This window comes from Deltaproteobacteria bacterium, from assembly GCA_030690165.1.
GTDB lineage: Bacteria > Desulfobacterota > GWC2-55-46 > UBA9637 > UBA9637 > JACRNJ01.
In genome coordinates, this window is sequence record JAUYHF010000048.1 from 1 (window position 1) to 24,638 (window position 24,638).

Annotated in this window: 22 protein-coding genes and 1 tRNA gene; 11 read left to right on the forward strand and 12 right to left on the reverse strand. The window is 42.3% G+C overall.

What is annotated here, in order from left to right:
* Positions 1 to 54: 54 nt before the first annotated feature.
* Together nadB and Q8P28_08065 are read left to right on the forward strand one after the other, a co-directional pair.
* The gene (gene nadB / locus Q8P28_08060) at positions 55 to 1,644 is read left to right on the forward strand and encodes an L-aspartate oxidase (protein ID MDP2682742.1); all 1,590 of its coding nucleotides are present in this window, start codon (positions 55 to 57) and stop codon (positions 1,642 to 1,644) included.
* On the forward strand, positions 1,641 to 2,054 hold the full coding sequence (locus Q8P28_08065) for a secondary thiamine-phosphate synthase enzyme YjbQ (protein MDP2682743.1): 414 nt from the start codon (positions 1,641 to 1,643) through the stop codon (positions 2,052 to 2,054). The genes nadB and Q8P28_08065 overlap by 4 nt, the downstream gene beginning before the upstream one ends.
* Positions 2,055 to 2,151: 97 nt before the next feature.
* On the opposite strand, the gene Q8P28_08070 is transcribed toward Q8P28_08065, so the two are convergent.
* The 8 genes from Q8P28_08070 to Q8P28_08105 form a co-directional block, all read right to left on the reverse strand.
* A complete protein-coding gene (locus Q8P28_08070; protein MDP2682744.1) occupies positions 2,152 to 2,292 on the reverse strand; it encodes a type II toxin-antitoxin system HicA family toxin in 141 nt (46 codons plus the stop codon).
* Positions 2,289 to 2,513, reverse strand: coding sequence for a type II toxin-antitoxin system HicB family antitoxin (locus Q8P28_08075; GenBank protein ID MDP2682745.1), 225 nt, complete (start codon positions 2,511 to 2,513; stop codon positions 2,289 to 2,291). The genes Q8P28_08070 and Q8P28_08075 overlap by 4 nt, the downstream gene beginning before the upstream one ends.
* Before the next feature lie 104 nt (positions 2,514 to 2,617).
* Complete coding sequence (locus tag Q8P28_08080; protein MDP2682746.1) at positions 2,618 to 2,851, reverse strand: Lrp/AsnC ligand binding domain-containing protein; 234 nt, start codon at positions 2,849 to 2,851, stop codon at positions 2,618 to 2,620.
* Positions 2,852 to 2,872: 21 nt separating this feature from the next.
* Positions 2,873 to 2,949, reverse strand: a tRNA-Arg gene (locus tag Q8P28_08085).
* Between the two features lie 85 nt (positions 2,950 to 3,034).
* Positions 3,035 to 4,852 carry a DNA primase gene (dnaG, locus tag Q8P28_08090; GenBank protein MDP2682747.1) on the reverse strand — a complete coding sequence of 606 codons (1,818 nt, stop codon included), beginning with the start codon at positions 4,850 to 4,852 and terminating at the stop codon, positions 3,035 to 3,037.
* Positions 4,849 to 7,023 (reverse strand): glycine--tRNA ligase subunit beta, encoded by a 2,175-nt coding sequence (glyS, locus tag Q8P28_08095; GenBank protein MDP2682748.1) that lies wholly within the window; start codon positions 7,021 to 7,023, stop codon positions 4,849 to 4,851. The genes dnaG and glyS overlap by 4 nt, the downstream gene beginning before the upstream one ends.
* 26 nt (positions 7,024 to 7,049) lie before the next feature.
* Positions 7,050 to 7,427: a HEPN domain-containing protein gene (locus Q8P28_08100; protein ID MDP2682749.1), complete on the reverse strand. Its 378-nt coding sequence runs from the start codon at positions 7,425 to 7,427 to the stop codon at positions 7,050 to 7,052.
* On the reverse strand, positions 7,424 to 7,729 hold the full coding sequence (locus tag Q8P28_08105; GenBank protein ID MDP2682750.1) for a nucleotidyltransferase domain-containing protein: 306 nt from the start codon (positions 7,727 to 7,729) through the stop codon (positions 7,424 to 7,426). The genes Q8P28_08100 and Q8P28_08105 overlap by 4 nt, the downstream gene beginning before the upstream one ends.
* 351 nt (positions 7,730 to 8,080) lie before the next feature.
* On the opposite strand from Q8P28_08105, the gene Q8P28_08110 reads away from it, so the two are divergent.
* Complete coding sequence (locus Q8P28_08110; GenBank protein ID MDP2682751.1) at positions 8,081 to 8,674, forward strand: hypothetical protein; 594 nt, start codon at positions 8,081 to 8,083, stop codon at positions 8,672 to 8,674.
* A gap of 148 nt (positions 8,675 to 8,822) precedes the next feature.
* On the opposite strand, the gene Q8P28_08115 is transcribed toward Q8P28_08110, so the two are convergent.
* Positions 8,823 to 10,115 (reverse strand): radical SAM protein, encoded by a 1,293-nt coding sequence (locus Q8P28_08115; protein MDP2682752.1) that lies wholly within the window; start codon positions 10,113 to 10,115, stop codon positions 8,823 to 8,825.
* Between the two features lie 184 nt (positions 10,116 to 10,299).
* Here Q8P28_08115 and Q8P28_08120 point away from each other — a divergent pair, with 184 nt between their 5' ends.
* From Q8P28_08120 to Q8P28_08135, 4 genes are all read left to right on the forward strand, one after another.
* Entirely contained in the window at positions 10,300 to 11,475 is a 1,176-nt protein-coding gene (locus tag Q8P28_08120; GenBank protein ID MDP2682753.1) for an FprA family A-type flavoprotein, read from the forward strand.
* A 247-nt stretch (positions 11,476 to 11,722) separates the two neighbouring features.
* A complete protein-coding gene (locus Q8P28_08125) occupies positions 11,723 to 12,346 on the forward strand; it encodes a hypothetical protein (GenBank protein MDP2682754.1) in 624 nt (207 codons plus the stop codon).
* A 115-nt stretch (positions 12,347 to 12,461) separates the two neighbouring features.
* Positions 12,462 to 12,764, forward strand: a complete 303-nt coding sequence (locus tag Q8P28_08130) for a nucleotidyltransferase domain-containing protein (protein ID MDP2682755.1) — start codon at positions 12,462 to 12,464, stop codon at positions 12,762 to 12,764.
* Positions 12,754 to 12,909, forward strand: coding sequence for a DUF86 domain-containing protein (locus tag Q8P28_08135; protein MDP2682756.1), 156 nt, complete (start codon positions 12,754 to 12,756; stop codon positions 12,907 to 12,909). The genes Q8P28_08130 and Q8P28_08135 overlap by 11 nt, the downstream gene beginning before the upstream one ends.
* Before the next feature lie 81 nt (positions 12,910 to 12,990).
* Here the strand turns inward: Q8P28_08135 and Q8P28_08140 are convergent, their stop codons facing one another.
* Both Q8P28_08140 and Q8P28_08145 read right to left on the reverse strand, forming a co-directional pair.
* Complete coding sequence (locus tag Q8P28_08140; GenBank protein MDP2682757.1) at positions 12,991 to 14,112, reverse strand: ABC transporter permease; 1,122 nt, start codon at positions 14,110 to 14,112, stop codon at positions 12,991 to 12,993.
* Between the two features lie 7 nt (positions 14,113 to 14,119).
* A complete protein-coding gene (locus Q8P28_08145; protein MDP2682758.1) occupies positions 14,120 to 15,124 on the reverse strand; it encodes an ATP-binding cassette domain-containing protein in 1,005 nt (334 codons plus the stop codon).
* Between the two features lie 197 nt (positions 15,125 to 15,321).
* Here Q8P28_08145 and Q8P28_08150 point away from each other — a divergent pair, with 197 nt between their 5' ends.
* The 3 genes from Q8P28_08150 (at position 15,322) to Q8P28_08160 (ending at position 21,958) form a co-directional block, all read left to right on the forward strand.
* Positions 15,322 to 17,532 (forward strand): site-specific DNA-methyltransferase, encoded by a 2,211-nt coding sequence (locus Q8P28_08150; GenBank protein MDP2682759.1) that lies wholly within the window; start codon positions 15,322 to 15,324, stop codon positions 17,530 to 17,532.
* Positions 17,533 to 17,540: 8 nt separating this feature from the next.
* Complete coding sequence (locus Q8P28_08155; protein ID MDP2682760.1) at positions 17,541 to 19,160, forward strand: putative DNA binding domain-containing protein; 1,620 nt, start codon at positions 17,541 to 17,543, stop codon at positions 19,158 to 19,160.
* A 122-nt stretch (positions 19,161 to 19,282) separates the two neighbouring features.
* Positions 19,283 to 21,958, forward strand: coding sequence for a DEAD/DEAH box helicase family protein (locus tag Q8P28_08160; GenBank protein MDP2682761.1), 2,676 nt, complete (start codon positions 19,283 to 19,285; stop codon positions 21,956 to 21,958).
* Here the strand turns inward: Q8P28_08160 and nadA are convergent.
* Positions 21,955 to 22,872, reverse strand: coding sequence for a quinolinate synthase NadA (nadA, locus tag Q8P28_08165; protein MDP2682762.1), 918 nt, complete (start codon positions 22,870 to 22,872; stop codon positions 21,955 to 21,957). The two genes, Q8P28_08160 and nadA, sit on opposite strands and share 4 nt — an antisense overlap.
* Before the next feature lie 133 nt (positions 22,873 to 23,005).
* Here nadA and glgA point away from each other — a divergent pair, with 133 nt between their 5' ends.
* The gene (glgA, locus tag Q8P28_08170; protein MDP2682763.1) at positions 23,006 to 24,460 is read left to right on the forward strand and encodes a glycogen synthase GlgA; all 1,455 of its coding nucleotides are present in this window, start codon (positions 23,006 to 23,008) and stop codon (positions 24,458 to 24,460) included.
* Positions 24,461 to 24,638: the final 178 nt, after the last annotated feature.

The window sequence follows — 24,638 nt, forward strand, 5'->3', positions numbered from 1 at the left end:
TGGTTGACAATGCTGTGATTGACATTTTTCAGATAATGTCTTACGCTCTTGAACATGGAAATCAAATCAGACTTTTTGGTTATAGGAAGCGGCGTGGCAGGTTTAAGTTTTGCGCTAAAGGCGGCAAGGCTTGGCACTGTCTCTATAGTTACCAAGCGGGAAAAGAGGGAATCTGCTACATTCTATGCCCAGGGAGGCATAGCGTCTGTCCTGAGCGCAGAGGATAGTTTTGAGGCACATATAAAAGATACCCTGGAGGCAGGCGCCGGCCTGTGCCGTCCGGGTATTGTTGAAATGGTGGTAAGGGACGGCCCCGACAGGATACGGGAGTTGATGGAGCTTGGCGCAAGGTTTACTAAAAGGATAATAAACAATATTGAAGAGCTGGACCTTGGCAAAGAAGGGGGGCATTCAAAAAGGCGGATTGTTCATGCCCAGGATATGACAGGCAGGGAAATAGAAGATGCGCTATTAAAGGCCGTTGACGCAGAGAAAAATATTGTTGTCTATGAAAACCACATAGCAGTAGACCTTATAACCCATTCTAAGTTTGCAGGAAAGATAGATGCGGATGTTTGCGTGGGGGCGTATGTTCTGGATAAAAAAACAGGAGCGGTTCGCACATTTCTAACAAAGGGCACAATCCTTTCTACAGGCGGGGCAGGAAAGGTTTATCTGTTTACCACCAACCCGGATATTGCCACAGGAGATGGCATTGCAATGGCATACAGGGCTGGCGCAACAATTGCAAATATGGAATTTATTCAGTTTCACCCTACCTGTCTTTATCATTCCAGGGCCAAAAGTTTTCTAATCTCTGAGGCAGTTCGAGGCGAAGGCGGAATCTTACGGCTAAAAGACGGAGCGCCATTTATGGCAAATTATCATCCCATGAAAGATCTGGCTCCGAGGGATAATGTTGCGCGGGCCATTGACTTTGAGCTTAAAAAAAGGGGGGATGACTGTGTGTATCTGGATATTACCCATAAAGACCCTGCCTTTATAAAGAGCAGGTTTCCAAACATTTATGAAAAATGCCTTTCATTCGGTTTTGACATGACAAAAGAGCCTATCCCTGTGGTTCCGGCTGCGCATTATATATGCGGAGGGGTTTTGACAAATGACTGCGGCGAGACCTCTATTAAAGGGCTTTTTACTATCGGCGAGGCAGCCTGCACAGGTTTGCATGGGGCTAATCGTCTGGCGTCCAATTCTTTATTGGAGTCGCTTGTTTTTGCAAACAGGGCATATATAAAGGCAAAGGAACTTATTGATAGAGATATTTCAATTCCTGAAATACCTGTATGGCAGACAGGCGGCGCAGTGGACAGCGACGAGGCTGTAATAATTTTGCAAAATTGGGATGAGATAAGAAGAGCCATGTGGAATTATGTTGGAATAGTCCGTTCAAATAAAAGGCTTGAAAGGGCATACAGAAGGATAGAAAACCTGAAGAGCGAAATAAATGAATATTACTGGAAATTTACTGTAACAAGCGACATCCTTGAACTTAGAAATATTGCCGCAGTGGCAGAGCTTATTATAAAATGCGCTGTGATGAGAAAGGAGAGCCGCGGGCTCCATTATAATATAGACTATCCGGAAACAGACGATAAAAACTGGAAGAGGGACACAATTATATGAAGACATTTACAGAGTATATCTATATTGAAACAAAGAAAAAACGGGAATATATCAATATCACGGATAAGGTGGAAGAAATCGTAAAAAAGAGCGGCATTGAAGATGGAATGGCGCTTGTATCTGCCATGCACATAACAGCAGGGGTTTATGTAAATGATGCGGAATCCGGGCTTATCCAGGATATAGATGAATGGCTTCAAAGGCTTGCCCCGGAAGGGCCTGACTACAGGCATCACAGGACAGGCGAGACAAATGGCGACGCCCATCTGAAAAATCTGCTTATCGGCCATCAGGTGATACTTCCCATAACAAAAGGCCGATTGGATTTAGGCCCATGGCAGCAGGTCTATTATGCGGAATTTGACGGCCGGAGGAGAAAAAGGGTGGTTGTAAAGGCGATGGGGAAATAGGATAAGTATTCATGCTAAATATCCCTGCGCTTTATTCATTAAATACAGTTTGTTATGGCTTTGGTATTTCAAGGTCTTTACATATTTTTGAGACTAGCTACTCATCAATCTCTCTGTGACGGGGAAGGGTGCTCGCCTTCTTTTTCTTCCTATTTACATATACTGTATGATTTGCGCCTTCTCGTAGAAATTCACATCCGTTTGACTCAAGATGCCGAATTACATCTTTTCTTTTCAAACCGTTACTACTCCAAAGTCTTCTTTTATAATTTCAAGACCAGTAAGTTCTTCCTCAAAGAGTTGCCTATTAGCGTCCAAAACAAGATGGACTGCCTCAATTAAATTTTTTCTTACTTCATCAAGAGTTGTACCCTGTGTATTAGCTCCGGGAAGTTCTTCAATAAAGCCGATATATCCGTAAGGCGATTTTTGAAAGATTGCAGTTAATTTTTCCTTCATCTTTATCGTCCCCCTTTTTTATTTATAGCATGCCATAACAACAAAGCTAACCTGCACTACGGCTATTCGTGTCAGATTGAGCGCATTGTTCGCTTGCTTCATTATTACTCAACTATGACATTGGTAATCGTCCTTTTTACACCGGCAATCCTCTGAATCTTTGTTATAACAACATCGCCCAATACCTTAAAATTGGAAGCAGCAACAGATGCAATCACATCATAAGGGCCTGTCACCGCGTGAGCCTCCTTTACACCCGCAATCCTTTCTACCTTATCTGCCACTGTCATGGACTTGCCGTGCTCACATTCTATAAAAACATACGCTGAGACTGACATATTACCTCCTCCATATAATGATGGCGCCCCCGAGACGATTCGAACGTCCGGCCAACAGATTAGGAATCTGCTGCTCTATCCATCTGAGCTACGGGGGCAGAAATACAGTATTGAGCAAATATTATTATCCATAACCTGCTTTTTTGTCAACCAGAAAAATTGTGTTAATAGGGATAACTGCCATTAACCCCTTTTCATGGAAAGATAAGAGTCCGCCAAAGTTTTAAAACCATCTATATCACCCTTCTTTTCAGCCTCCTCCAGCTTTTTTAAAAGAATGGATGTTTCCTTCTTAAGCCTGCTTGTCATAAATACCCTTTTACAGCAATCCTCCAATTGTCTTTCCGGCTCTTCTTTTATTGAGCCGTCATCCTCAACAGATGTTTTTAGAAGCCATGCCTTTGCCTTGTCAGAGGGGGCTCTTTCAATAATTGACGCCATGTCAAAGCTATTATTCTTGCCGGAAGACGCCCCTTTTTGTAAGGCGTCCATAATTAGCCTCCCTGCCTCTTTCAGAAAATCTGTTTTAAACATCTCTATAGCGCCTTTGACAGATTCATTATATAGATGAGGCCCGGCAAGCAGAATCTTGAGTATGGTTTCTTCTGTTTTAGCGGAGCCCCCTTTGCTTATTATCTCATTTGCAGTAGGAGTTGTTTTGCCCCTGACCTCTGCCCCCTGCTTACTGCCTGCAGGGGCAGGCTTCTGACTTCTTATTTCCGAAGCAGCCCTTATTGCCGACAAAACTGCATCCGGTCTGATATGAATGATGTTTGCAATCTTCTCCACATAAACATCCCTCTCTATTGCATTCTTCACGCTTGCAACATAAGGCGCCGCAGTTTCCAGAAAAGAAACCTTGCCGGACGGTGTTTCTATGTCAAACCTTATTCTGATGGAATCAAGAAAGAAATCCATAATGGGTTTGGCTTTTTCAATATACTGCGACATGGCTAAAACGCCTTGTTTTTGAAGAAGGTCATCAGGGTCCATGCCCGCCGGCATAAGGACAACCCTTGCATGTATATCCTCCTCAATAAACATAGTAACGCTCCTTAAGGCCGCAGATTTGCCGGCCTCGTCTGAATCGAAAAGCGTATAAATTTCTTTTGCATATCCCTTGAGCCTTCTCAGATGCTCTGTTGTAAGCGCGGTTCCAAGCGTGGCAACAGCATTTGAAAAACCGTGCTGATGCAGCATCAGGAGGTCAAAGTATCCCTCAACCATTAAAACAAAACCCTTGTTTGAGGCGGAATTTTTGGCCTGATACATGCCATAGACAACCTCGCCTTTTTTAAACAGCGGCGAGGCAGGGGAATTTAGATATTTAGGCTCTTCATTTCCAATAGACCTTCCGCCAAAGCCGATAACCCTGTTTCTGACATCTGTTATGGGGAACATAATTCTGTTTCTGAATCTGTCATAGAAATCTTTGTCTTTCCTTTGCACAAGCCCGGCCTTTTCAGCAAGCTCCAGAGATATGCCTTTATTTGCAAGAAATTTTACAAGACTGTCGCGGCCATGCGGGGCGTAGCCAAGCTTAAAATTTTTTACAATCTCCGGTTTTAACCCCCTGGTTTTGATATATCCCCGCGCCTTTTCTGCCGCGGGAGATGCAAGCAGGTTATGTTGATAAAAATCCGCTGCCGCATGGTTTGCTAAAAACATGAGCTCCCGTTTTTGTTCTTCCACTGACGGTTTTTTATCAAGCAGGGAAAGGTCTATCCCCACCCTTTTTGCAACTGTTTTTATAGCCTCAGGAAATGAAAGATTCTCCTGCTTCATTAGAAATGTAAACGCATTTCCACCACTGCCGCAGCCAAAACAATAAAATATCTGTTTCTCGTCATTTACTGTAAAAGAGGGGGTTTTCTCAGAATGGAACGGGCAGAGGCCGATATGGTTCTTTCCGCTTTTTCTAAGGGGGAGATATTCTGAAATAATCTGGACAATATCAGCCCGTTCTCTTATCTCATCCACTTTTTCAGAAGGTATCATCATATCTCTACTGCCAATTTTGATATATCTGCAATCTGGTAATACAGGTCTCTAACCATATTCAAAAGCGCCAGACGATTGCGGCGGATCTTTTCATCTTCTACCATTACCATGACCTTGTCAAAGAATGTATCTATTGTGCCTTTCAGGGATGATAGGGTTTCAAAGACCTTTTCATAATCGCCCTCTTTCCAGTATCTTTTTATCTCAGGCGCAATCCTCTCTATAGTCTCAAAAAGCCCTTTTTCTTTTATCTCTTCAAAGAGAGTTGCGTCCGGTTTTTCGTCCTTGAACTCAAACCCCTTGAGTATGTTGGATACCCTCTTGAACGCAATTACCAGCGCAGCACATGCAGGGTTTTTCTTAAATTTCTCAAGGGCCTTTACCCGTTTTACGGCATCGTTTATATCATGCCACTGCGCTGACAGCACGGCGTCCACAGTATCAAAGGAATAGCTTTGAGACATAAGTTGATTCCGCAATCTCTCTTTGAAAAAATCAAGTACATCTTTTTTAACATCAGCAGGAGTTCTCGTGAGTTTGGAGTTGAGAAGATAAATTGATATGCCAACGATCTTGTCAATGCTTACGGGAAAACCCTTTTCAATGATTATGGCGATGATGCCAAGCGCTTGCCTCCGCAAGGCATACGGGTCAGCCGCGCCTGTGGGATTCAGGCCGACACCAAAGCAGCCGCAGATGGTATCCATTTTGTCCGCTATGCTGATAATGGCGCCTGGGATGCCTGAAGGCAGCTTGCTGCCCGCTTGGGTTGGAAGATAATGCTCATAGATTGCCCTTGCAACATCCGTGCATTCTCCCGAAATCAGCGCATACTCCATGCCCATGACACCCTGCAATTTGGGAAATTCTCCAACCATGCCTGACACCAGATCTGCCTTACAAAGCATGGCGGCTCGGCCAATCACCATCTTATTAAATAATTTCGGGCCAATGCTGAATGAGTCAAACGCCTTTGGGTTATAATCTTCCCCTAAAAAGTTCTCTGCCTTTTCATCTGTTCTCAATGGTTCGCACTGGTCCAAAATCTCACCGATAAAAACAGCCAGTTCCGCAAACCTTTTAACCTTTTCATACGATGTGCCGAGTCTTGCCTGAAACACAACGTCCTTCAACGTTTCTACTCTGTCCTTGAGCGGAATTTTTATGTCTTTGTCAAAATAGAATTTTGCGTCACTCAGCCTTGCCTTCAAAACCCTTTCATTCCCCTTTATAATCACCTTCGGATCCTTTGCCTTTGTGTTTGCAACAAATATAAAATAAGGAAGGAGATTTGCCTCTTTGTCAACAACAGAGAAATATCTCTGATGCTCCCTCATAGTATTTACAACCACATCCTTTGGAAGGCTCAAAAACTCTTTATCAAAACCCCCGCGAAGCGCTACAGGATATTCCACAAGATATGTAACCTCTGTAAGGAGTTCATCATCCTGCAAAACAAGCCCGCCAACAGCCTTTGCCTCTTTTTCAATCCCTTTCTGTATCATTTTTTTCCGTTCTTCCGCATCAACAATAACATAACCAGCCTTTGTCTTTTTCAGATAATCCTGAAGCCCTGTTACTTTGAACGGCTGCGGCTTCATAAACCTGTGGCCGTACGATACCGCCCCTGTCTTAATATGTCCGCATTTGAAATGGATTATATCCTTGCCGAATATCGCCGTTATCCAGTGGATCGGCCTTGCAAATCTAATATCGCCATTACCCCACCGCATGGCCTTTGGAAACGGGACTCCGGTTATCAGTTTCGGCAGAACCTCTTGCAGAATGTCTTTTGTCTTTTTGCCTTTCACATCTTTTTTTGCACAGATATATTCGCCTTTCGGGGTTTGAACGATTTTTAAGTCTTTAACCTTTACACCCTGGCTTTTTGCAAAGCCCTCGGCTGCCCTTGTGGGTTTTCCGTTTTCATCAAAGGCGGCACGTTTCGCAGGCCCCATTATTTCTGTAACTGTGTCCGCCTGTTTTTCGTCCATACCCTGCGCATAGATCATGAGTCTTCTTGGTGTGCCGAACATGCGAATGTCTTTAAAACCAATGCGGTTTTCCTCAAGGGCCTTTTTCAAAAGCCCCTGCATTGATTCAAGGGCATTGGGTATAAATCCGGCCGGTATCTCCTCTGTTCCTATTTCCAAAAGAAGGTCTTTTGGCATGAAAAACTCCAGATACTATCTCAAAATTATAGGGCTTTTATCAATCTTTCCGCTTCTGCTCTATCCTTCTTTATATCTTCTGTGGTCAATTCGGAAGGGGCGATAATTGGATATCTCTCGGTATAGTAATAACCTGTTACCCGTTCACAAAGGTCCCTAAATGCCTCAAGAGTGGGGTTAAACTCAACCGCATAATCAAGCAGGGTATTGAGTTCATGAATCTTTCTAAGTTTCCAGCCTTTTCCCAGCAGGAATGCTTTAAGATATTTTTCTAACGATTGCTGAAGAAAGAACGCCGCGCCGTCAGGGTCGCCGTCTTTAAGCAGGACTTCCATTCTATGCCAGTCCTTCTCAGCTACCTTTGTCCAGTCTTCCGGATAATGAGAATCCTTCGTCTCAATCACGTCCGTATCCCGGTTTCAAGTATTTCGTTAATAAACTGGTCGCCAATCTTCTTGCGGTATTCCAATTCCTTATGTGTCAAAACGATAGGGGAAAAGGGGATTCTTTTTATCAAGTCTCTTAGAAGCCGTTTTACCGATGCCTGCCTTTCATAAAAACGTTCTTTGGATTCAGAGATGACAAGCATATCTATATCGCTGTCCGCTGTAGCTGTTCCTCGTGCATAAGAGCCGAAAAGGATAACCTCTTTTGCTCCGTATTGCTCCTTTAGCCTGCTTGCGATTATTTTTATTAGATCAATCATCTTCTAAAAACTCCAGATACCGATTCGTTAAAAACAGTGTAAAACTAACAGATATTGCGTCTTAAATCAAGGAGATGTTTGGCTCATTGTAACGTCAAATTAAATATACAAGGATTAAAAAAACTTGACAGAAGAAAGTGTGTGCTATAATTTATAATGGAAAAAAGTATATAAGACCGAGACGATTAGGACTGCAAGCGGAAGTATATTGTTTAATTCCCAGAACTTCGGTTCAGGAATCACAGGATGACCAGTTTGCTTATACAGAAGAAAACACCTGTCTTTTCTGTTTTATACAGACTGTATAAAACATGTTAGCTGACACGAGAGGACACTTTGATAGACCGCAGCATGAAAATAGGGATCATCTCCAGTGTCGTGGCTACGATCCTGTTCATCTATCTCCTTGATCCCCTCCTGCGGCTGATCACCTTCTTATTGTTCAATGTCTTTAGCTCGGTAGCGCAAGCGTATACCGATCGTCTCTTCGCGCAAGCGGCTCTTCTTTCTGGACCCGACCCAAGCTTCGCACTCCTTTCCTTTCTTGCGGGGATTTCCAGCGGCATACTTTCCAGCTTCGCCTTTACCCTCCTCTTCTTCTGGAATCGACCGGAGCCTCCGAAGAAGCGCCAACTGCTCACGAGAAGCCAGCGGTGGCTCCTCCGCTGGGGGGGAGCAGCCATCTCGTTGTTGCTGGTGGGAGCTATGATTCTTATGGTGTTTAGCACCATGTTCCAACTTCGAATCACAACAAGTTTCACTCAACATCTTGCGACCGTTGCACCTTACATTACTGATCAGGACGCGAAAGTTCTGAAGAGTAGGTGGACGCGGATGAGATCCGAAAGTGACTTCAGGGCACTATATCATGATCTCAATCAGATCGCCGAAAAGAACGAGCTGACGTTGCCTGAGAACAAGGTGTATTCATTCTCGAGTTTGTGAGGCGTGTCAGCTAACAACGCGCTTAACCCGACGGTCCTTCGCGTCACGACGCTTGCGAAAGGCGGCAAGCGCCGCTCGTCCTGCGGCTTAACTCCGTATTGCGCCAGCAGCCATAAAGCAGGTCTTTAGACATTTTTTATTCTCCGGTTTATAAAGTAACATCAGGCATCTTCAATGCCTTTTTTCTGTAGCTTAGATTTGCCGCTATCCTATAAATAATTCCATTTGAGCTTCTCAAACTTCTTTTGAGTATGTTTTTGATAGTATATGTATTTCTGAAAATCCAGTAGTAGCCGTTTTGCAGCTCTTCAACTGTCATGCCTTTTGGCTGAAATACGACCTCGCCTGTATGATACCTTGCCCAATCCCTGTCAATTATCCTCCCCTCTTTTTCAAGGAGGCCATAGGTTACTGTGCCCGGCAGAGGCGTGAGGATGTGAAACTGTGCTGCGTCCATATTTGTCTCCATGATAAAATCAAATGTAGTTTTGAACACAGATGAGTCGTCCTCATCAAGACCGAACACAAAACTGCCAATAATATTTATGCCGGCGTCATGTATCTTTTTTATTGCCTCTTTGTAGTCCTTTGCCGAATTCCAGCCCTTGTGCAGGTTTTCAAGGCTTTTCTGCGAAAGGCTCTCAAAACCTATGAATGCGTATCTACCGCCGCTTCTTGCATAGAGATTTAACAATTCAGGGTCTTTTGCCATTGTGATAGACGCCTGGCTTCCCCATATTACCTTTAGCGGTATCAGTTTTTGAAACAGTTCCTTTGCATATCTGGGTCTTCCAACGATATTGTCATCCATAAAAAAGAATTTCTTTGAGCCAAAGCCCTTTATTTCTTCTATCACCTCGTCAACCGGTCTTGTCCTGAATTCTTGGCCAAAGAATGCAGTAACCGCACAGTAGTCGCAGTTGAATGGACAGCCGCGTGTTGCCTGGAGCGTATAAAAGCCAGAATACATTTCTCTGTTAAGAAGATTTCTGCGCGGAATAACCATATTTTCCATGTCGCACAATTTATCTGCCTTGTATTTCTGCTTTAATTCACCCCTTTTAAAATCAAGAAGAAGTTTATGCCAGACAAGTTCCGCCTCGCCGATAACGACTGCGTCCGCATGCTGCAGCGCCTCATCCGGAAGCGCAGACACATGGATGCCGCCCATTACCACCTTTACCCCTTTTTTTCTGAAATTATCCGCTATCTGGTATGCGCCGGGCATCTCTGCTGTAAATCCTGTAATGCCGACAAGGTCTGCCTTTGCGTCATAATCAACGGGCTTGACCCTCGCATCCAATATCTCAACATCCCAGTCCGTTGGAGTAAGCGCCGCGATAGTCGGCAGATTTAAACGTACAAAACCTGCCTTTCCGCTTTTGGAGACCCCGCCCCAGTAACTGCGCTCATTTTTTGGAAGGATTAGAAGGAGTTTCATGTAAAAATAAAACTAACAGATATTGCCTTTTAAATCAAGAGAACCGCATTTTAATGCTTCGGAAATGACTCATGGATTACTGTATTAAACCGCCTTGACAGGCGCATGTTTATTGGATAGGATTGGCTTATTAAAACCGCTTTCTTGAGAAGAATCCATCCATGCAAACAGAAGGAGAATAAACATGAAACCAAAAAAGATAAGAGAGGATGTTTTCTGGGTCGGGGCAGTGGACTGGGACAGGAGATTGTTTGATTCTCTTGTACCTTTGCCGGACGGGACCAGTTACAATGCCTATTTGATTTATGGAAGCGAAAAGACAGCCCTGCTGGACACGGTTGACCCAAGCATGATAACTGTCCTCATGTCCCGTCTGAAAGATGTTAAAAATATAGATTTTATTATTTCTCACCACGCTGAACAAGACCATTCAGGGGCGATTCCATGTGTGCTGGAAAAATATAAAAATGCAAAAGTTGTAGCTACGTCAAAAGGCAAGCCTATGCTTGTGGAACATCTGCATATCCCGGAGGAGAGGATTATAACAGTGAATGATGGAGAGACCTTGTCTTTAGGGAATAAGACCCTGGAGTTCATCCATGCGCCCTGGGTTCACTGGCCAGAGACTATGTTTACATATCTCCGGGAAGATAAAATACTTTTTACCTGCGACCTGTTCGGTTCTCACTTTGCCACTTCAGATATATTTTATAGTGAATATTGGCATGTATGCGATGCTGCAAAGAGATACTATGCCGAGGTGATGATGCCGTTCAGGACTACGATCCGGAAGCATCTGGAGAAGATGAAACAATATCAGATTGACATGATTGCGCCGAGCCACGGCCCTGTCCATAATGACCCTGAATGCATCATTCAATCACACAGAGAATGGGTTTCTGACGCGCTCAGCAATACCGTTGTTATGCCATATGTGACCATGCACGGCAGCACCCAGTTAATGGTGAATTATTTGACCGAAGCCCTTGCTGAAAAGGGAGTGAAAGTGGAGAGGTTTAATTTGGCTGTCACCGATACTGGAAAATTGGCTATGGCGCTGGTTGATGCTGCCACCATTGTAATCGGCTCGCCTACAGTTCTGGTTGGGGCGCATCCTCTTGTTATATCCGCTGCATTTCTTGCTAATGCATTAAAGCCAAAGCTTAAATTTGCCTCTATCATCGGTTCTTATGGCTGGGGAGGCAAGATGGTTGAACAGATTGGCGGGGTGTTATCTAATTTAAAATTGGAAATGCTTGCGCCGGTCATTATGAAAGGACAGCCAAAGGCGGAAGACTATCAGGCATTGGATAGATTGGCGGATGAGATAGCAAGTAAACACAAGCAAAACAATATATAAAATTAATTATAAAAACCGGCTGTAAGGCGAAAAGTTTTTAAGTAAAATTTTGTAACCAGCAATGCTACTTAAAGTTTTCCTCTCCCTTGATGGGGGAGGGCAGGGTGGGGGTGAAAACTTTTGTAATACTGCACACCCTCCCCTTAGTCCCCTCCCGTCAAGGGAGGGGAGATTTTAGGTTAGATGCCCGCCAGCTTGCTGACGGGGTAATTCACTCAAAAGGAAGTTCTGACGGAGGCAAGATGCGATGGTACAAGGGGTTGGAGCAAACAGCCGTCGGATTCTCCCCGGTTTAGGCGGAAAAGGACAATCTGCCTCCACCGGTTTATACAGTCTGTCCAATCATTGTTTATGTCTCTATAACAGTAAGGCTATGACGATAGATTATTTTAATGAATCTGAGAAGTACAGACCGAAAACGATTAAAACGCTCCTTGTTGGTGAGGCTCCGCCTTCATCAGGAAAGACGTATTTTTATGTTCCAAAAGCGATGTCAGACAAGATTTTAATTCAAAAAGATAGTAGTCTGCCAGCAACTATTTTCAATCACTATTTTCAAAAACGACCAACAACTGTAGAGAAATATGTCGATTTTCTACGTCTGCTTAAGGCAAAAGGGATATTCTTGATTGATATATGCGATGAACCTATCAAGGTTCGGAATAACCCCGAAGGTATTCAACGGATTAAAAAAGAAATACCAGCATTACAAGGAAAGATGAAGAGAAAAAATATAAACGTAGCAGTTGAAGGTATATTGTTTTTGCTCGCCAGGAATAACTACATAAAAGATATTAAGCGTGAGTTCCCAAACTCGACTTATAAAAGCTGGAAAGATTTTCGGATGTCGCCTGAACTATGTAATCTGTGAAGAAAGCTCAAGACATAACAATTCACTACACGGGACGCGATGCAGCCGCGCCCGTGATTTTAAACGTTATGGCAAAAATATTGAATAATTATCAATAATAAGTAATAATGTTTCTATGATTGACTTAAAAAAACTCAAACCGGAAATTGAACGTATTTGTCGATTATTGCCAGTAAAACGTCTCGGTATATATGGATCGGCTTTGACTCGAAGTTTTTCACCAAGCAGTGATGTTGATATACTGGTAGTTTTTGATTCGGATGAAACCGTTGACCTTTTTGACAAATACTTTGAACTAAAAGAGCATCTGGAGAAAATATTTGGACGGGAAGTTGATCTTGTTGTAGATAAACCATTCAAAAACCCTGTTTTCAGGGAAGCGGTCGAGAAGACAAGGACTATTGTTTATGAACGATGAGATAAGAAAAAACCTTATTGATATTCTCCATGCAGCAGAAGAAATACAAAATTTTACTCACGAGATGAACTTCAAGGCGTATCAAAACAGTCCGGTTACACAACGAGCGGTTGAGAGGGATTTTGAGATTATTGGAGGTAAATGAGATTTTAGATGCCTAACAAGACCTTTTGACCCTGCCGCTCACGTTTCGTTTGCCCTAACCTTGCCCTTTTGAGAAAGATGACTACAGCCCGCGCTTAAATATAACTGTAGCTATGGTTATGGTGATTATGGCAAAGACAGTAAGGAAAAGGATGTCTCCCTGCACAGCCTGGAGGCCCGCATTTTTAAAGAGAATGGCTCTCAGGGCATGGATAGAATATGTCTCTGGATTTACTATTGTGAATGTCTTCAGCCATGCCGGAAAACTCTCTATGGGATATATCGCCCCGCTTGGAAAAAAGAATATAACATTCAAAAAACCGCCTAAAACACCGACAATCCTCGGATGATTAGCCCTGCCGAGGATGATAAACATCATGCCGAGAAGGCCGATGGTGGACAGCACAATAATTGCAATAATCAAGGCAAGGCTGTAAAGGTTTAAGGTTTGCCATAAGTGGATGCCGGCAATGAGGGAGCTGAAAAAGAGGACCAGCAAGGCTATGATGGTTGTAATAATAAGCCCGCTTATAATAAGGCCCATGACAATATCCAATTTTGTAAGGGGGGTTAAAAAATGGCTCTCGTCAATGCCGAGAAACTTATCCATTACAATATTAAACACGCCTGTTGTCATGGCGCCGAGGAATATTGCCATAATCACAACTCCGGGGATCAACGTTTGGTCATAATCCACCTTTCTATACAACTCTACTTCGCGGAGTTTTGTCTTTGTCCTCTCCTCCCTGACAGATATAAACTCATTTCCAATTTCAGCCAATGCCCCTGAAATTGCCATGCGAATGGAATTGGCAGAGATAGACTCTGCATTATCAAGAAAAAGTCCAAGCTCGCCGCCTTTTCCATGTATTACATCCCTGCTGAAATTTGGCGGAATAATAAGCGCTCCCTTTAACAGCCCCTCCTTTAAATTCTTGAGCGCGAATCCCTGGTCAGAGAGGAGATACATCTTAACAGTCCTTGGTCCCGACTCAAGGGCGTGCAGCAGTTCAACTACTCTATGGCTGTAAGGCCCGTTGTCCATGTCAACAACGGCAATAGAGAGATTTTTAAGTTCGCCCTGAAATGAATTTCCGAGGATTACCAGATAAACTATGGGCATGACAACGCTCATCACGATTACTATAGGGTTTCTTGTAAATCGCCTTAAATCTCTTTCAAGCACTGCAAAGAAACGGGTCATGTCCGCCTTACCTTCCCCACTTGCTCGGCACGCCTGCGCCGATAAAAAAACTCACCTTCTTTGCCTCTTCTTCCCTGATAGGCCTTCCTGTAAAATGTATGAATACATCTTCAAGGGTCTGTTGTTTAAGCGTAACTGATGCAACCTTTGCGCCGAGCCTTTCCACGGCTGCCATCAATAGAGGAATTGCCTGAGCGCCGTTATCTACGGATACCCGCAATATACTGTCAGTTGTAACTGCTGTGTGCACAGAGGGAATAGTTTTTACTTCTTCTACTGCCTTATCTGCATCCGCGCCGCTAAATGTAATCTCCACAACATCCTTTTGAGGTATCTTCTGTTTAAGTCCTGCAACCGTGTCCATAGCAGCTATCTTTCCGTAATCTATTATAGCAACCCTGTTGCACAAGATTTCTGCCTCATCCATGTAATGCGTTGTTAAAAGTATGGTGAGCCTGTCTTCTTTGCGGAATCTCTGCAAAAGCTCCCAGACAACATGCCTGCTCTGGGGGTCAAGGCCGATGGTAGGCTCATCAAGTATAAGTAAAGACGGTTTATGTATAAGCCCCCTTGCAATCTCAAGCCTCCTCCTCATCCCTCCTGAATATGTCGCAACCAATTCCTTTGCCCTTTCCTTCAGGCCGACCATCCCTAGGAGATAGTCTATCCGCTCCTGCCTCTCCTTTTTCAGCATATCGTAAAACCTGCCGTATATATCCATATTCTCATAGCCTGTCAGATCCATATCGCTGGTCATTGCCTGCGGCACAACGCCTATAGATTTCCTGACGGCATTTTGTTCTTTTACAACATCAAACCCCATAACCTTTGCAGCGCCGCTTGTGGGTTTAATAAGCGTGCTAAGTATCCGTATAAGCGTAGTCTTACCGGCGCCATTCGGGCCGAGCAGGCCGAATGTCTCTCCTTCCTCAATAGTAAACGAGACATCATTAAGTGCAGCAAGGCTGCCGTATTTTTTGATGAGGTTGGAGATTTCTACTGAGATAGGCATAAGAAATTATTAAACCAAAAATTTAGGTAAAGAATATCAGAAAAAGACGAGAAAATCATTAACAGTTTCGGTATGAGCGGTTAATCCCCGATAGAAACATTCGGGGACAAGTTTATATTAAATTGCATAATAGATGTTAGATATGATAAAAATTGCTATAAATAAAGGCGTAAAACCCTATTTTAAGTAGTAAAACCATGAAACTTACTGATAACGAGATTCGGGACATAACCAAATATTTGGAGGAAGGCAAGCCGCTTCCTGATATGTATCGCTTTCTCCTGTTCGGCGATAAGAGAGAGGTTGAGCTTGTCTGGAATGGCAAGACAAACGAGGTTACAAATATTGTTCTGCCTTTTCAGGTTATTGAGCATGTGGATGAGCCGAGGGCTGAGAAGGATACGCGGATACAAGCCTCTCTTTTTGATTTTGATAACCGGGGACGGCAGGTTAAAGGCTGGACAAACAAACTTATCTGGGGTGATAACAAACTCATCCTTTCAAGTTTAAAGAATGGGCCGCTTCGTGAGGAGATTGAGGCGCAGGGCGGGATAAAGCTTATCTACATAGACCCGCCGTTTGATGTTGGGGCAGATTTTTCAATGGATATTGAAATAGGCGATGAGCAGTTCACAAAACAGCCGGGCATATTGGAGGAACTTGCATATCGGGATACATGGGGAAAAGGCGCAGATAGTTTTATTGCAATGATTTATGAGAGGCTTTTATTGATGCGGGATTTATTGGCTGATGATGGGAGTATTTATGTGCATTGCGATTGGAGGCTTAATAGTTATATGCGACTTGTTTTAGATGAAATATTTGGCAAGGATAATTTTCTTAATGAAATTATTTGGACGAGGCGCACCAATACGGTTAAAGCAATATCGCAAAAATTTTCAATCAACACGGATAGCATTTTTATTTATAACAAAACAAAAGGTAACTACATTTTTAATCTTCAATACGGTGAATATCCACCAAAATATTTGGAGCGGTTTAAATATGAGGATACAAAAGGAAAATATAGATGGCAGGTAATGGCTACCTATTCACAAGAACGATTAGAGAAACTAAAGCAAGAAGATAGGGTAAGATTTTCAAAAGGTGCGAAATACCCTGAGTTTAAACAATACATATGGGAGCTTAAAGGTCGTCCAATAGAAAATGTCTGGGATGATATCAATATGATTAATGCTATGGGCAGTGAACGGTTGGGTTATGATACGCAAAAACCCGAAGCCCTTCTTGAACGCATCATCAAGGCGTCCTCAAATGAAGGTGATCTTATTGCTGATTTTTTCCCAGGTTCTGGCACAACCTTGGCTGTCGCAGAAAAACTTGGCCGCAAATGGATTGGCACAGACCTTGGAAAGTTCGCCATTCATACTGCCCGCAAACGGATGATAGGCGTGCAGAGGGAACTGAAGAAAGACGGCAAAAACTACAGGGCTTTTGAAATCTTAAATCTCGGCAAATACGAAAGACAGCATTATATCGGCGTCAACCCAACCCTTCGCGAAAAGGAGAAGCAGAAACAGATCGCGCTAAAAGAGAAAGCGTTCTTAGAACTTATCCTGCGCGCATACCGCGCTGAAGAGGTTGAAGGATTTAAAACCTTTCATGGCAAGAAATCCAGTCGGCTTGTGGCAGTCGGACCGATAAACCTTCCTGTAACCCGTCTGTTTGTGGACGAGGTAGTTAAAGAATGTCTTGCAAAGATGATTACAAAGGTAGATGTCCTTGCATTTGAGTTTGAAATGGGGCTTTTCCCAAATGTTCAGGAAGAGGCAAAGAAAAAGGGCATTGATTTGGCGCTCAAATATATCCCAAGAGATGTGTTTGATAAACGGGCTGTGGAAAAGAATCAGGTTGTTTTCCATGATGTCTCATACATTGAGGTAAAACCGCATGTCAAAGGCAATTCCGTTTCAGTGGAGTTGACCGACTTCTCGGTTTATTATAATCAGGATACAATCGCAAATGCCGAGTCAACACTTAAAAACGGCAAAAGCAAGCTGGTTGTGGAAAATGGAAAGATTATTAAGGTGTCAAAGGATAAAGACGGCATAGTAGCACGTGATATTCTGACCAAGAAATGGACAGACTGGATTGACTACTGGGCAGTGGATTTTGATTTTGAAAGCAAAAAAGAAGTTGTCAGAATACCGGTAAATCCCCCCCAATCCCCCTTTGGAAAAGGGGGGAGCAAGGGGGGATTTGAAGAAAGATGGACAGGTGATTATATCTTTGAAAACGAATGGCAGTCCTTCCGCACCAAGAAAGACCGCACACTTGAATTAAAAAGCATATCCCACGAATGCAGCAAAGGACGACGTAAGATTGCGGTTAAGGTAGTTGATATTTTTGGTAATGATACGATGAAGGTGGTGGAGGTTAAGATTTAAGTGACGATATGATAACTACATCCATAGACGAATTTAACAAATGGCTTCAACGGCATGAAAACCCTGATCTTGAATTCAAGACTGCCAAGAACAGCTTCAGTTCAAATAAAGACCTTCCGGATTACTGCGCCGCTATCGCAAATGAAGGAGGAGGCAAATTAATTCTTGGCGTTACACGCGAAAAAAGAGTAGTCGGCACTAAAGCTTTTCAAAATACATATAATACCCTCTCGCACGAACTGCTTCAAAAGCTAAGGATACGAGTTGATGTTGAAGAACTGAATCATCCAGAGGGTCGCGTTTTGATTTTTCATATCCCGTCTCATCCCCAAGGACAGCCGGTTAAATCAACAGGAAACTATAATTATCCAATGAGAGCAGGCGAGTCATTAGTTGAGATGGATAACGCAACTTTGAAACGTATTCTAAATGAAACAGATTTGGATTTTTCCAGCCAGATAGTAACTGATTTATCCTTGGCAGATTTAGATGAACAGGCAATAGATAACTTTAAAAAGCTCTGGGCTAAAAAGGCGCAAAGAGACGAGTATCTTTCTTATTCAAATGAGAAAACATTACGCGCAATAGGGTTGTTGTCAGAGAAGGGATTAAATTATGCGAGCCTAATACTTTTTGGAATCAAAGAAAAGATAGACGAGTTCGCTCCCGGTAGCGAAATTATCTTTGAATGGAGACAAGATTCAAGGAAAACATCGTATGATTATAGAAAAAACTGGCGAGAACCGTTTTTTAAGATTTATAACGATATATGGGAAACAATAAATGCGCGTAATATAAGATTCCCTTTTCAAGAAGGTCTTTTCCAAAGGGAGATATATGCCTTTAGCGAAAAACCGGTTCGTGAAGCGGTGCTCAATGCAGTTGCCCATAGGGACTATACCATAAACAGCGGCTCTGTTTTTATAAAGGCATCACCTGAAGAATTTATTGTCGAGACTCCCGGAGGGTTACCGCATGGAGTAACCATCGAAAATATTCTTCGAAAGACCTATTGGAGAAACAGACGGATTGCGGAAACATTTGAAAAAGCTGGATTAGTGGAACGTTCAGGTCAAGGCATGGATGATATTTTTGAAAACACTATTAAAGAAGGCAAGGGCTTGCCAGATTTATCTGGAAGCGACGACTTTTCTGTTAGGCTTAGAATTCCCGCACAAGTTAAAGATAAAAACTTTATACTTTTTATTGAAAAGATAACAAGAGAAAAGCAAATAATACTATCTTTTGATGAAATTTATGAGTTAGAGAAAATTCGTGAGCATCAACCTGTGACTGATGTAAAATTCAAGAAGAAATTTTTAGATATAGGCATCATTGAAAGGGTTGGTAAAACAAGCGGGGCCAAATATATCTTATCTCATAAATATTATGCACATGCTGGGAAAATAGGAGAACATACCAGATTAAGAGGAATTTCTCGCGAAAAATGCAAAACTCTTATACTTGAACATCTAGAAAAGAATAAAGGATACTTACAGGACTTGTGCTTTACCTTCAATGAGTTAAAACCAATGGATATTTCTAATTTGTTGCAAGAATTGAAAAATGATAATAAAATTGTGCATATTGGGTCATCACGAACCGGTTACTGGAAGCTTAAAAATTAAATCTATATATATTTAGTTTGGGTTGCTTTTGTTTAATATTATTTGAATTTTCAAGTGGTTACAGATAGCAATACTAAATCAATACTAAATCAATACTAAATCTAAATTCTAAATAATAAATTATGGCCCTACACCCAAAATTCCCAAAATCTCCATACGAAATCCTGCATCCGGACTACCGCTGGTTTCCGGCTGATGAAGCTTTGCGGGAACAGGGGTATGAAAAACTTCTGCCTCCCCTTGTTGCTTCCATTAGAAAAAAAGTTAAAGAATGGCGTGATGCTGACTATAAGGGCGCAAGTCCCACAAGTATCGTCCTTCTAAAGTGGTGGTTTGAGACTGAACATCTATTGCCGCAGGCAGATGGAACAGAGGTCAAATTCCAATATTATTTTGGGCAGCGCGAGGCAGTGGAAACTGTAATATATTTGTATGAAGTAGTCGGGGTTAAAGATAAATACGATTTGATTAGATTTGACAGCTCCGGCGCTGTTTCAGCAGGTATGTTTTTTGAGACTTGGAAGCGGTTTGTAATCAAAATGGCGACAGGAAGCGGCAAGACAAAGGTTATGAGCCTGATATTGGCATGGAGTTACTTTCATAAATTGTATGAGCCTGATTCAACCCTTGCAAGAAATTTTCTGCTGATAACCCCGAATATCATAGTGCTTGACCGCATCAGAAACGATTTTGACGGGCTTAAAATATTCTTCCATGACCCTGTATTGCCGGATAACGGTTACGAAGGGCAGAATTGGCGGGACGATTTCCAACTAACCTTGCATATTCAGGATGATATTGGAATCGTTAGGAAGACAGGGAATATCTTTCTTACAAATATCCATCGGGTTTATGAAGATAACAGAAAAGACCCAACCTTTGAGGATGAGGACACATCGGATTATTTTCTTGGCAAGAAGCCGGTTGGCGCTACAAATGAATCAAAAATAAATCTGAGCGATATTGTGCGGGAAATAGATGAATTAGTTGTTTTGAATGATGAAGCCCACCATATACACGATGAAAGGCTGGCATGGTTCAAATCTATTGAAGACATACATAATCGGCTTTTGCAAAAGGGCGGTGAATTGGCATTGCAGGTTGATGTAACCGCAACACCAAAGCATAACAATGGGGCTATTTTTGTGCAGACTATTTCTGACTATCCTTTGGTTGAAGCGATTTATCAGGATGTGGTTAAGCATCCTGTATTGCCTGATTCTGCCAGCCGCGCAAAATTAGTTGAAAAGAAGAGTTCAAAGTACTGCGAAAAATACGAGGATTATATACACCTCGGTTATCTTGAATGGAAAAAGGTATATGAGGAACATATCAAGATGGACAAGAAGGCTGTGCTTTTCATTATGACGGATGACACAAAGAATTGCGATGAGGTTGCTGAATATTTGGAAAACAGATACCTGGAATTTAAGGATTCTATCTTAGTAATCCATACTAAAAACAACGGAGAAATTGCAGAAACATCATCAGGCAAGAGCAAGGAGGAATTGGAAATTCTGCGAAGGGCAGCAAACAATATTGATAAAAGCGATAATCCATATAAGGCAATAGTGTCTGTGTTGATGCTTAAGGAAGGGTGGGATGTCAGGAATGTTACAACAATAGTCGGCTTGCGGCCTTATGCGGCAAAGAGCAATATCCTGCCGGAGCAGACACTCGGCAGGGGGCTGCGCCGGATGTATAGGAATGAAAATGTAACTGAGCTTGTCAGCGTAGTCGGCACTGATGCATTTATGGACTTTGTAGAGTCTATAAAAAGCGAGGGTGTTGAGCTTGAACACAGGAAGATGGGAGAAGGGACAGCACCAAAATCCCCGATAGTAGTAGAAGTTGATAATGAGAATGGACACAAGGATATTGAGGGGCTTGATATTCTGATACCGGTTTTGAGTCCAAGGATTTATAGAGAATATAAAAATCTTTCAGGATTGGATGTTACAAACTTTAATCACAAGAGGCTACCTGTTAAACAATTCAGCGAGGAAGAAAAGCGGCAAATAGTGTTTAAGGATATTACTACCGGAGACATTACACACACAACAGAGTTGGATACGGATTTTGTGGCAAATTATCAGAGCGTAATAGGGTATTTTAGCCAAGTGATAATGAAGGAACTGCGGCTTGTGAGCGGCTATGACATATTGTATGGAAAGGTGAAGGAATTTATACTAACACATCTATTTAATGAGCATGTTGATTTGGAAGATTTAAATATCATTAGGAACTTATCCGAGATTGAGGCAACAAAAACTATTATAGAAACGTTCAAGAAACATATTAACGAATTGACCGTTCTTGATAAGGGTGAGGCAGAGATAAAAGATTATATAAAAATCAGCAAATGCAGGCCGTTTGTAGTTAAAGAACAAGGGTATTTGATTCCTAAAAAGAGCATATTTAATAAAATCATAGGGGATAGTAATTTTGAACTTCAATTTGCAGGTTTCTTGGATGGTTGCAATGATATTATTTCCTATGCTAAAAACTTTCTTGCCGTTCATTTTAAAATAGATTATCGCACTGCTGATGGCGCTATATCTAACTACTATCCCGATTTTCTTGTAAAAACTTCTGAAAAAGAAATTTATATTATAGAAACAAAAGGACGCGAGGACGTGGATGACCTGCTTAAAATTAAGAGATTAAGCCAATGGTGCGATGATATTAACTCGGTTCAATCTGAAGTACGTTATGCGTGGCTTTATATTGAACAGGAGAAATTTGAAAAATATTTGCCCAAGAATTTTGTTGAACTTAGGAATGCATTTTTTGGTTAATCCCTTGGCACTTCCAACATTCTATCCAGCGCCATTTTTGCCGGTATTCTTATCTCTTCCGGCACTTTTATAACTCTGTCCATCTTCTGCAAGGCCTCTAATACATCCTCAAGGGTGATGAGCTTCATATTAGGGCAGATAAGACTTTTTGACGCAAGGATAAATTTCTTGTCAGGGTTTTCCTTCTTAAGCCTGTAGAGTATGCCCATTTCCGTGCCCACTATTATGGTCTTTGCCTTTGATGTCTTTGCAAATTTATACATCCCTGAGGTTGAGCAGACATGGTCTGCTATGTCAATAACCTCTGGTCTGCATTCGGGATGGCAGACAAAGACTGCATCAGGATGTTTTCCCTTGAGTTTTAAAACCTCATCCGGCTTAAGCCTCTCGTGCGTAGGGCAAAAGCCATCCCACCACTCCATCTGTTTCTTTGCAGTCCTTGCAACATACATAGAAAGATTTCTGTCAGGTATCATATAAACCTTATCGGATTTAACAGAATTTATAACCTTCACTGCATTTGCCGATGTGCAGCATATATCGCTCAATGCCTTTACCTCCGCAGTTGTATTTACATACGCAACAACAGGCACACCGGGCCTTTTCTCCTTTTCCTTTCGTAAATCATCGGCAGTTATCATATCCGCCATAGGACAGCCTGCATCAAGCCTCGGCAGTATAACAGTTTTGTCAGGACAAAGAATAGAGGCGCTCTCTGCCATGAAATGCACGCCGCAAAACACAATGACTTTTGCGTCCGATGCAGCCGCAGCCTGACTTAATGCAAGGGAATCGCCGCAGATATCCGCAGTCTCCTGCACCTCGTCCCGCTGATAATTATGCGCAAGCATCAGGGCCTTTTTCTCATTTAATAACACCTTTATCTCTTTCTGGAGTTCTTTAGAGTTCTTCATGTTAGGATTAGTAAATATAGCGCTTTATTATACATATATTGAGACTAGGGGTAAAGTATTTCTCTGCTGTCTTTTAGAAATTCAGGTTGCATTGCAAAATATATTAGGTATAATTGCTGACATGGAGGGCGCTATGAAACCCATTAAAATCCTTATCGCAACACCAGAGGCAATACCGTTTGCAAAGACAGGCGGATTGGCAGATGTGACAGGCGCCCTGCCAAAGGCGCTGAATGGCCCTGGCCTGGATGCAAGGATTATAATGCCTTTTTACAGGCATGTTCAGGAAGGGAATTTCGAACTCAAACAAACAGGCGTTCAGGCGTCTGTCTCTCTCGGTTTTAGAGAAATAGACATCCCTGTGTTTGAGGCCGAAGCAAACGGCATAACTGCATACTTCTTAAAAAGAGATGAATATTATGACAGGAAATATCTCTACACAATGCCTGACGGAGATTATTTTGACAATGCAGAGAGGTTTATATTATTTTCAAGGGGAATAATTGAGGCAATCAAAAAACTTGATTTTCAACCTGACATAATCCACTGTCATGACTGGCAGACAGGCTTAATCCCTGCGTATCTAAAGACCATCTATAAAGATGACCCGTTCTTTTCAAATACAAAAACAGTATTTACAATCCACAATATCGCATACCAGGGGCAGTTCCCTGCATCCCATTTTCCATTAACAGGTCTTCCGCAAGAGGTCTTTACTCAAGATGGCATTGAGTTCTGGGGGAATATGAATCTGCTGAAGGCGGGCATAGTTTTCTCAGATATTGTCACAACAGTAAGCGAAAAATATAGCAGAGAAATCCAGACCCCGGAATTTGGGTACGGCCTTGAAGGCATATTGCTGGCAAAGAGAGAAAAACTCTTTGGCGTGCTGAACGGCGTTGATTATGATGACTGGAGCTCTGAAAAGGATAAATTTATAATTGCAAAATATGATTACAAAGATTTAAGCGGCAAGGCAAAATGCAGAGAGGATTTATTAAAAGAGTATAAGCTCAATCTGCCGGACGATGCGCCTGTTATCGGTATAATATCAAGGCTTGCAGACCAGAAGGGCTTTGACATACTTTCGCAGGCAATGGAGGATTTGATGTCAATGAATCTCGGTATGGTTGTGCTCGGCGCCGGAGAGAGAAAATATCACGATTTATTTGAAGGGCTTGCAAAAAGATACCCAAAGAAACTCGGCGTGAAGATTACCTTTGACAATAAGATTGCCCACAAGATAGAGGCAGGCTCTGATATGTTTCTCATGCCTTCAAAATATGAGCCGTGCGGTTTGAATCAGATATACAGCCTGAGATACGGAACAATACCGATTGTCCGGGCAACAGGCGGGCTTGATGATACAATTCAGAATTATGACGGGGGAGAAGGCAACGGCTTTAAGTTCAAGGAATATTCTGCGCAAATACTCCTCGCAAAAGTAAAAGAGGCGGTTAAGGTTTTTTCTAATAGAAAAGAGTGGAAAAAACTTGTTCAAAAGGCAATGCAGCAGGACTTCTCGTGGGATAGGTCGGCAAAGAGATATGTGGAGTTGTATAAACGGTTGATGATAGAAAAACCTTAACATTATATCAATAGACCACATTCACCAATTCGCGGACATCAATAGACAGGCATCAATAGACCTGTTAGCTAAAATTTAAAAGTGCACTGCCTTAAGTTTTAAAAGTGCACTTTCTTTATATCTTCGGCCCTGACCTGTTGTTCCCCCACAAGTTTGTTTCGACACCAGAACCGGATTT

Excerpts from the sequence above, each read along its gene's own strand:
- nadB (MDP2682742.1), top strand. The coding sequence starts at position 55 with ATGGAAATCAAATCAGACTTTTTGGTTATAGGAAGCGGCGTGGCAGGT.
- Q8P28_08065 (MDP2682743.1), top strand. The coding sequence starts at position 1,641 with ATGAAGACATTTACAGAGTATATCTATATTGAAACAAAGAAAAAACGG.
- Q8P28_08075 (MDP2682745.1), bottom strand. The coding sequence starts at position 2,513 with ATGAAGGAAAAATTAACTGCAATCTTTCAAAAATCGCCTTACGGATAT.
- Q8P28_08080 (MDP2682746.1), bottom strand. The coding sequence starts at position 2,851 with ATGTCAGTCTCAGCGTATGTTTTTATAGAATGTGAGCACGGCAAGTCC.
- dnaG (MDP2682747.1), bottom strand. The coding sequence starts at position 4,852 with ATGATGATACCTTCTGAAAAAGTGGATGAGATAAGAGAACGGGCTGAT.
- glyS (MDP2682748.1), bottom strand. The coding sequence starts at position 7,023 with ATGCCAAAAGACCTTCTTTTGGAAATAGGAACAGAGGAGATACCGGCC.
- Q8P28_08105 (MDP2682750.1), bottom strand. The coding sequence starts at position 7,729 with ATGATTGATCTAATAAAAATAATCGCAAGCAGGCTAAAGGAGCAATAC.
- Q8P28_08110 (MDP2682751.1), top strand. The coding sequence starts at position 8,081 with ATGAAAATAGGGATCATCTCCAGTGTCGTGGCTACGATCCTGTTCATC.
- Q8P28_08115 (MDP2682752.1), bottom strand. The coding sequence starts at position 10,115 with ATGAAACTCCTTCTAATCCTTCCAAAAAATGAGCGCAGTTACTGGGGC.
- Q8P28_08120 (MDP2682753.1), top strand. The coding sequence starts at position 10,300 with ATGAAACCAAAAAAGATAAGAGAGGATGTTTTCTGGGTCGGGGCAGTG.
- Q8P28_08125 (MDP2682754.1), top strand. The coding sequence starts at position 11,723 with ATGGTACAAGGGGTTGGAGCAAACAGCCGTCGGATTCTCCCCGGTTTA.
- Q8P28_08130 (MDP2682755.1), top strand. The coding sequence starts at position 12,462 with ATGATTGACTTAAAAAAACTCAAACCGGAAATTGAACGTATTTGTCGA.
- Q8P28_08135 (MDP2682756.1), top strand. The coding sequence starts at position 12,754 with ATGAACGATGAGATAAGAAAAAACCTTATTGATATTCTCCATGCAGCA.
- Q8P28_08140 (MDP2682757.1), bottom strand. The coding sequence starts at position 14,112 with ATGACCCGTTTCTTTGCAGTGCTTGAAAGAGATTTAAGGCGATTTACA.
- Q8P28_08145 (MDP2682758.1), bottom strand. The coding sequence starts at position 15,124 with ATGCCTATCTCAGTAGAAATCTCCAACCTCATCAAAAAATACGGCAGC.
- Q8P28_08150 (MDP2682759.1), top strand. The coding sequence starts at position 15,322 with ATGAAACTTACTGATAACGAGATTCGGGACATAACCAAATATTTGGAG.
- Q8P28_08155 (MDP2682760.1), top strand. The coding sequence starts at position 17,541 with ATGATAACTACATCCATAGACGAATTTAACAAATGGCTTCAACGGCAT.
- Q8P28_08160 (MDP2682761.1), top strand. The coding sequence starts at position 19,283 with ATGGCCCTACACCCAAAATTCCCAAAATCTCCATACGAAATCCTGCAT.
- nadA (MDP2682762.1), bottom strand. The coding sequence starts at position 22,872 with ATGAAGAACTCTAAAGAACTCCAGAAAGAGATAAAGGTGTTATTAAAT.
- glgA (MDP2682763.1), top strand. The coding sequence starts at position 23,006 with ATGAAACCCATTAAAATCCTTATCGCAACACCAGAGGCAATACCGTTT.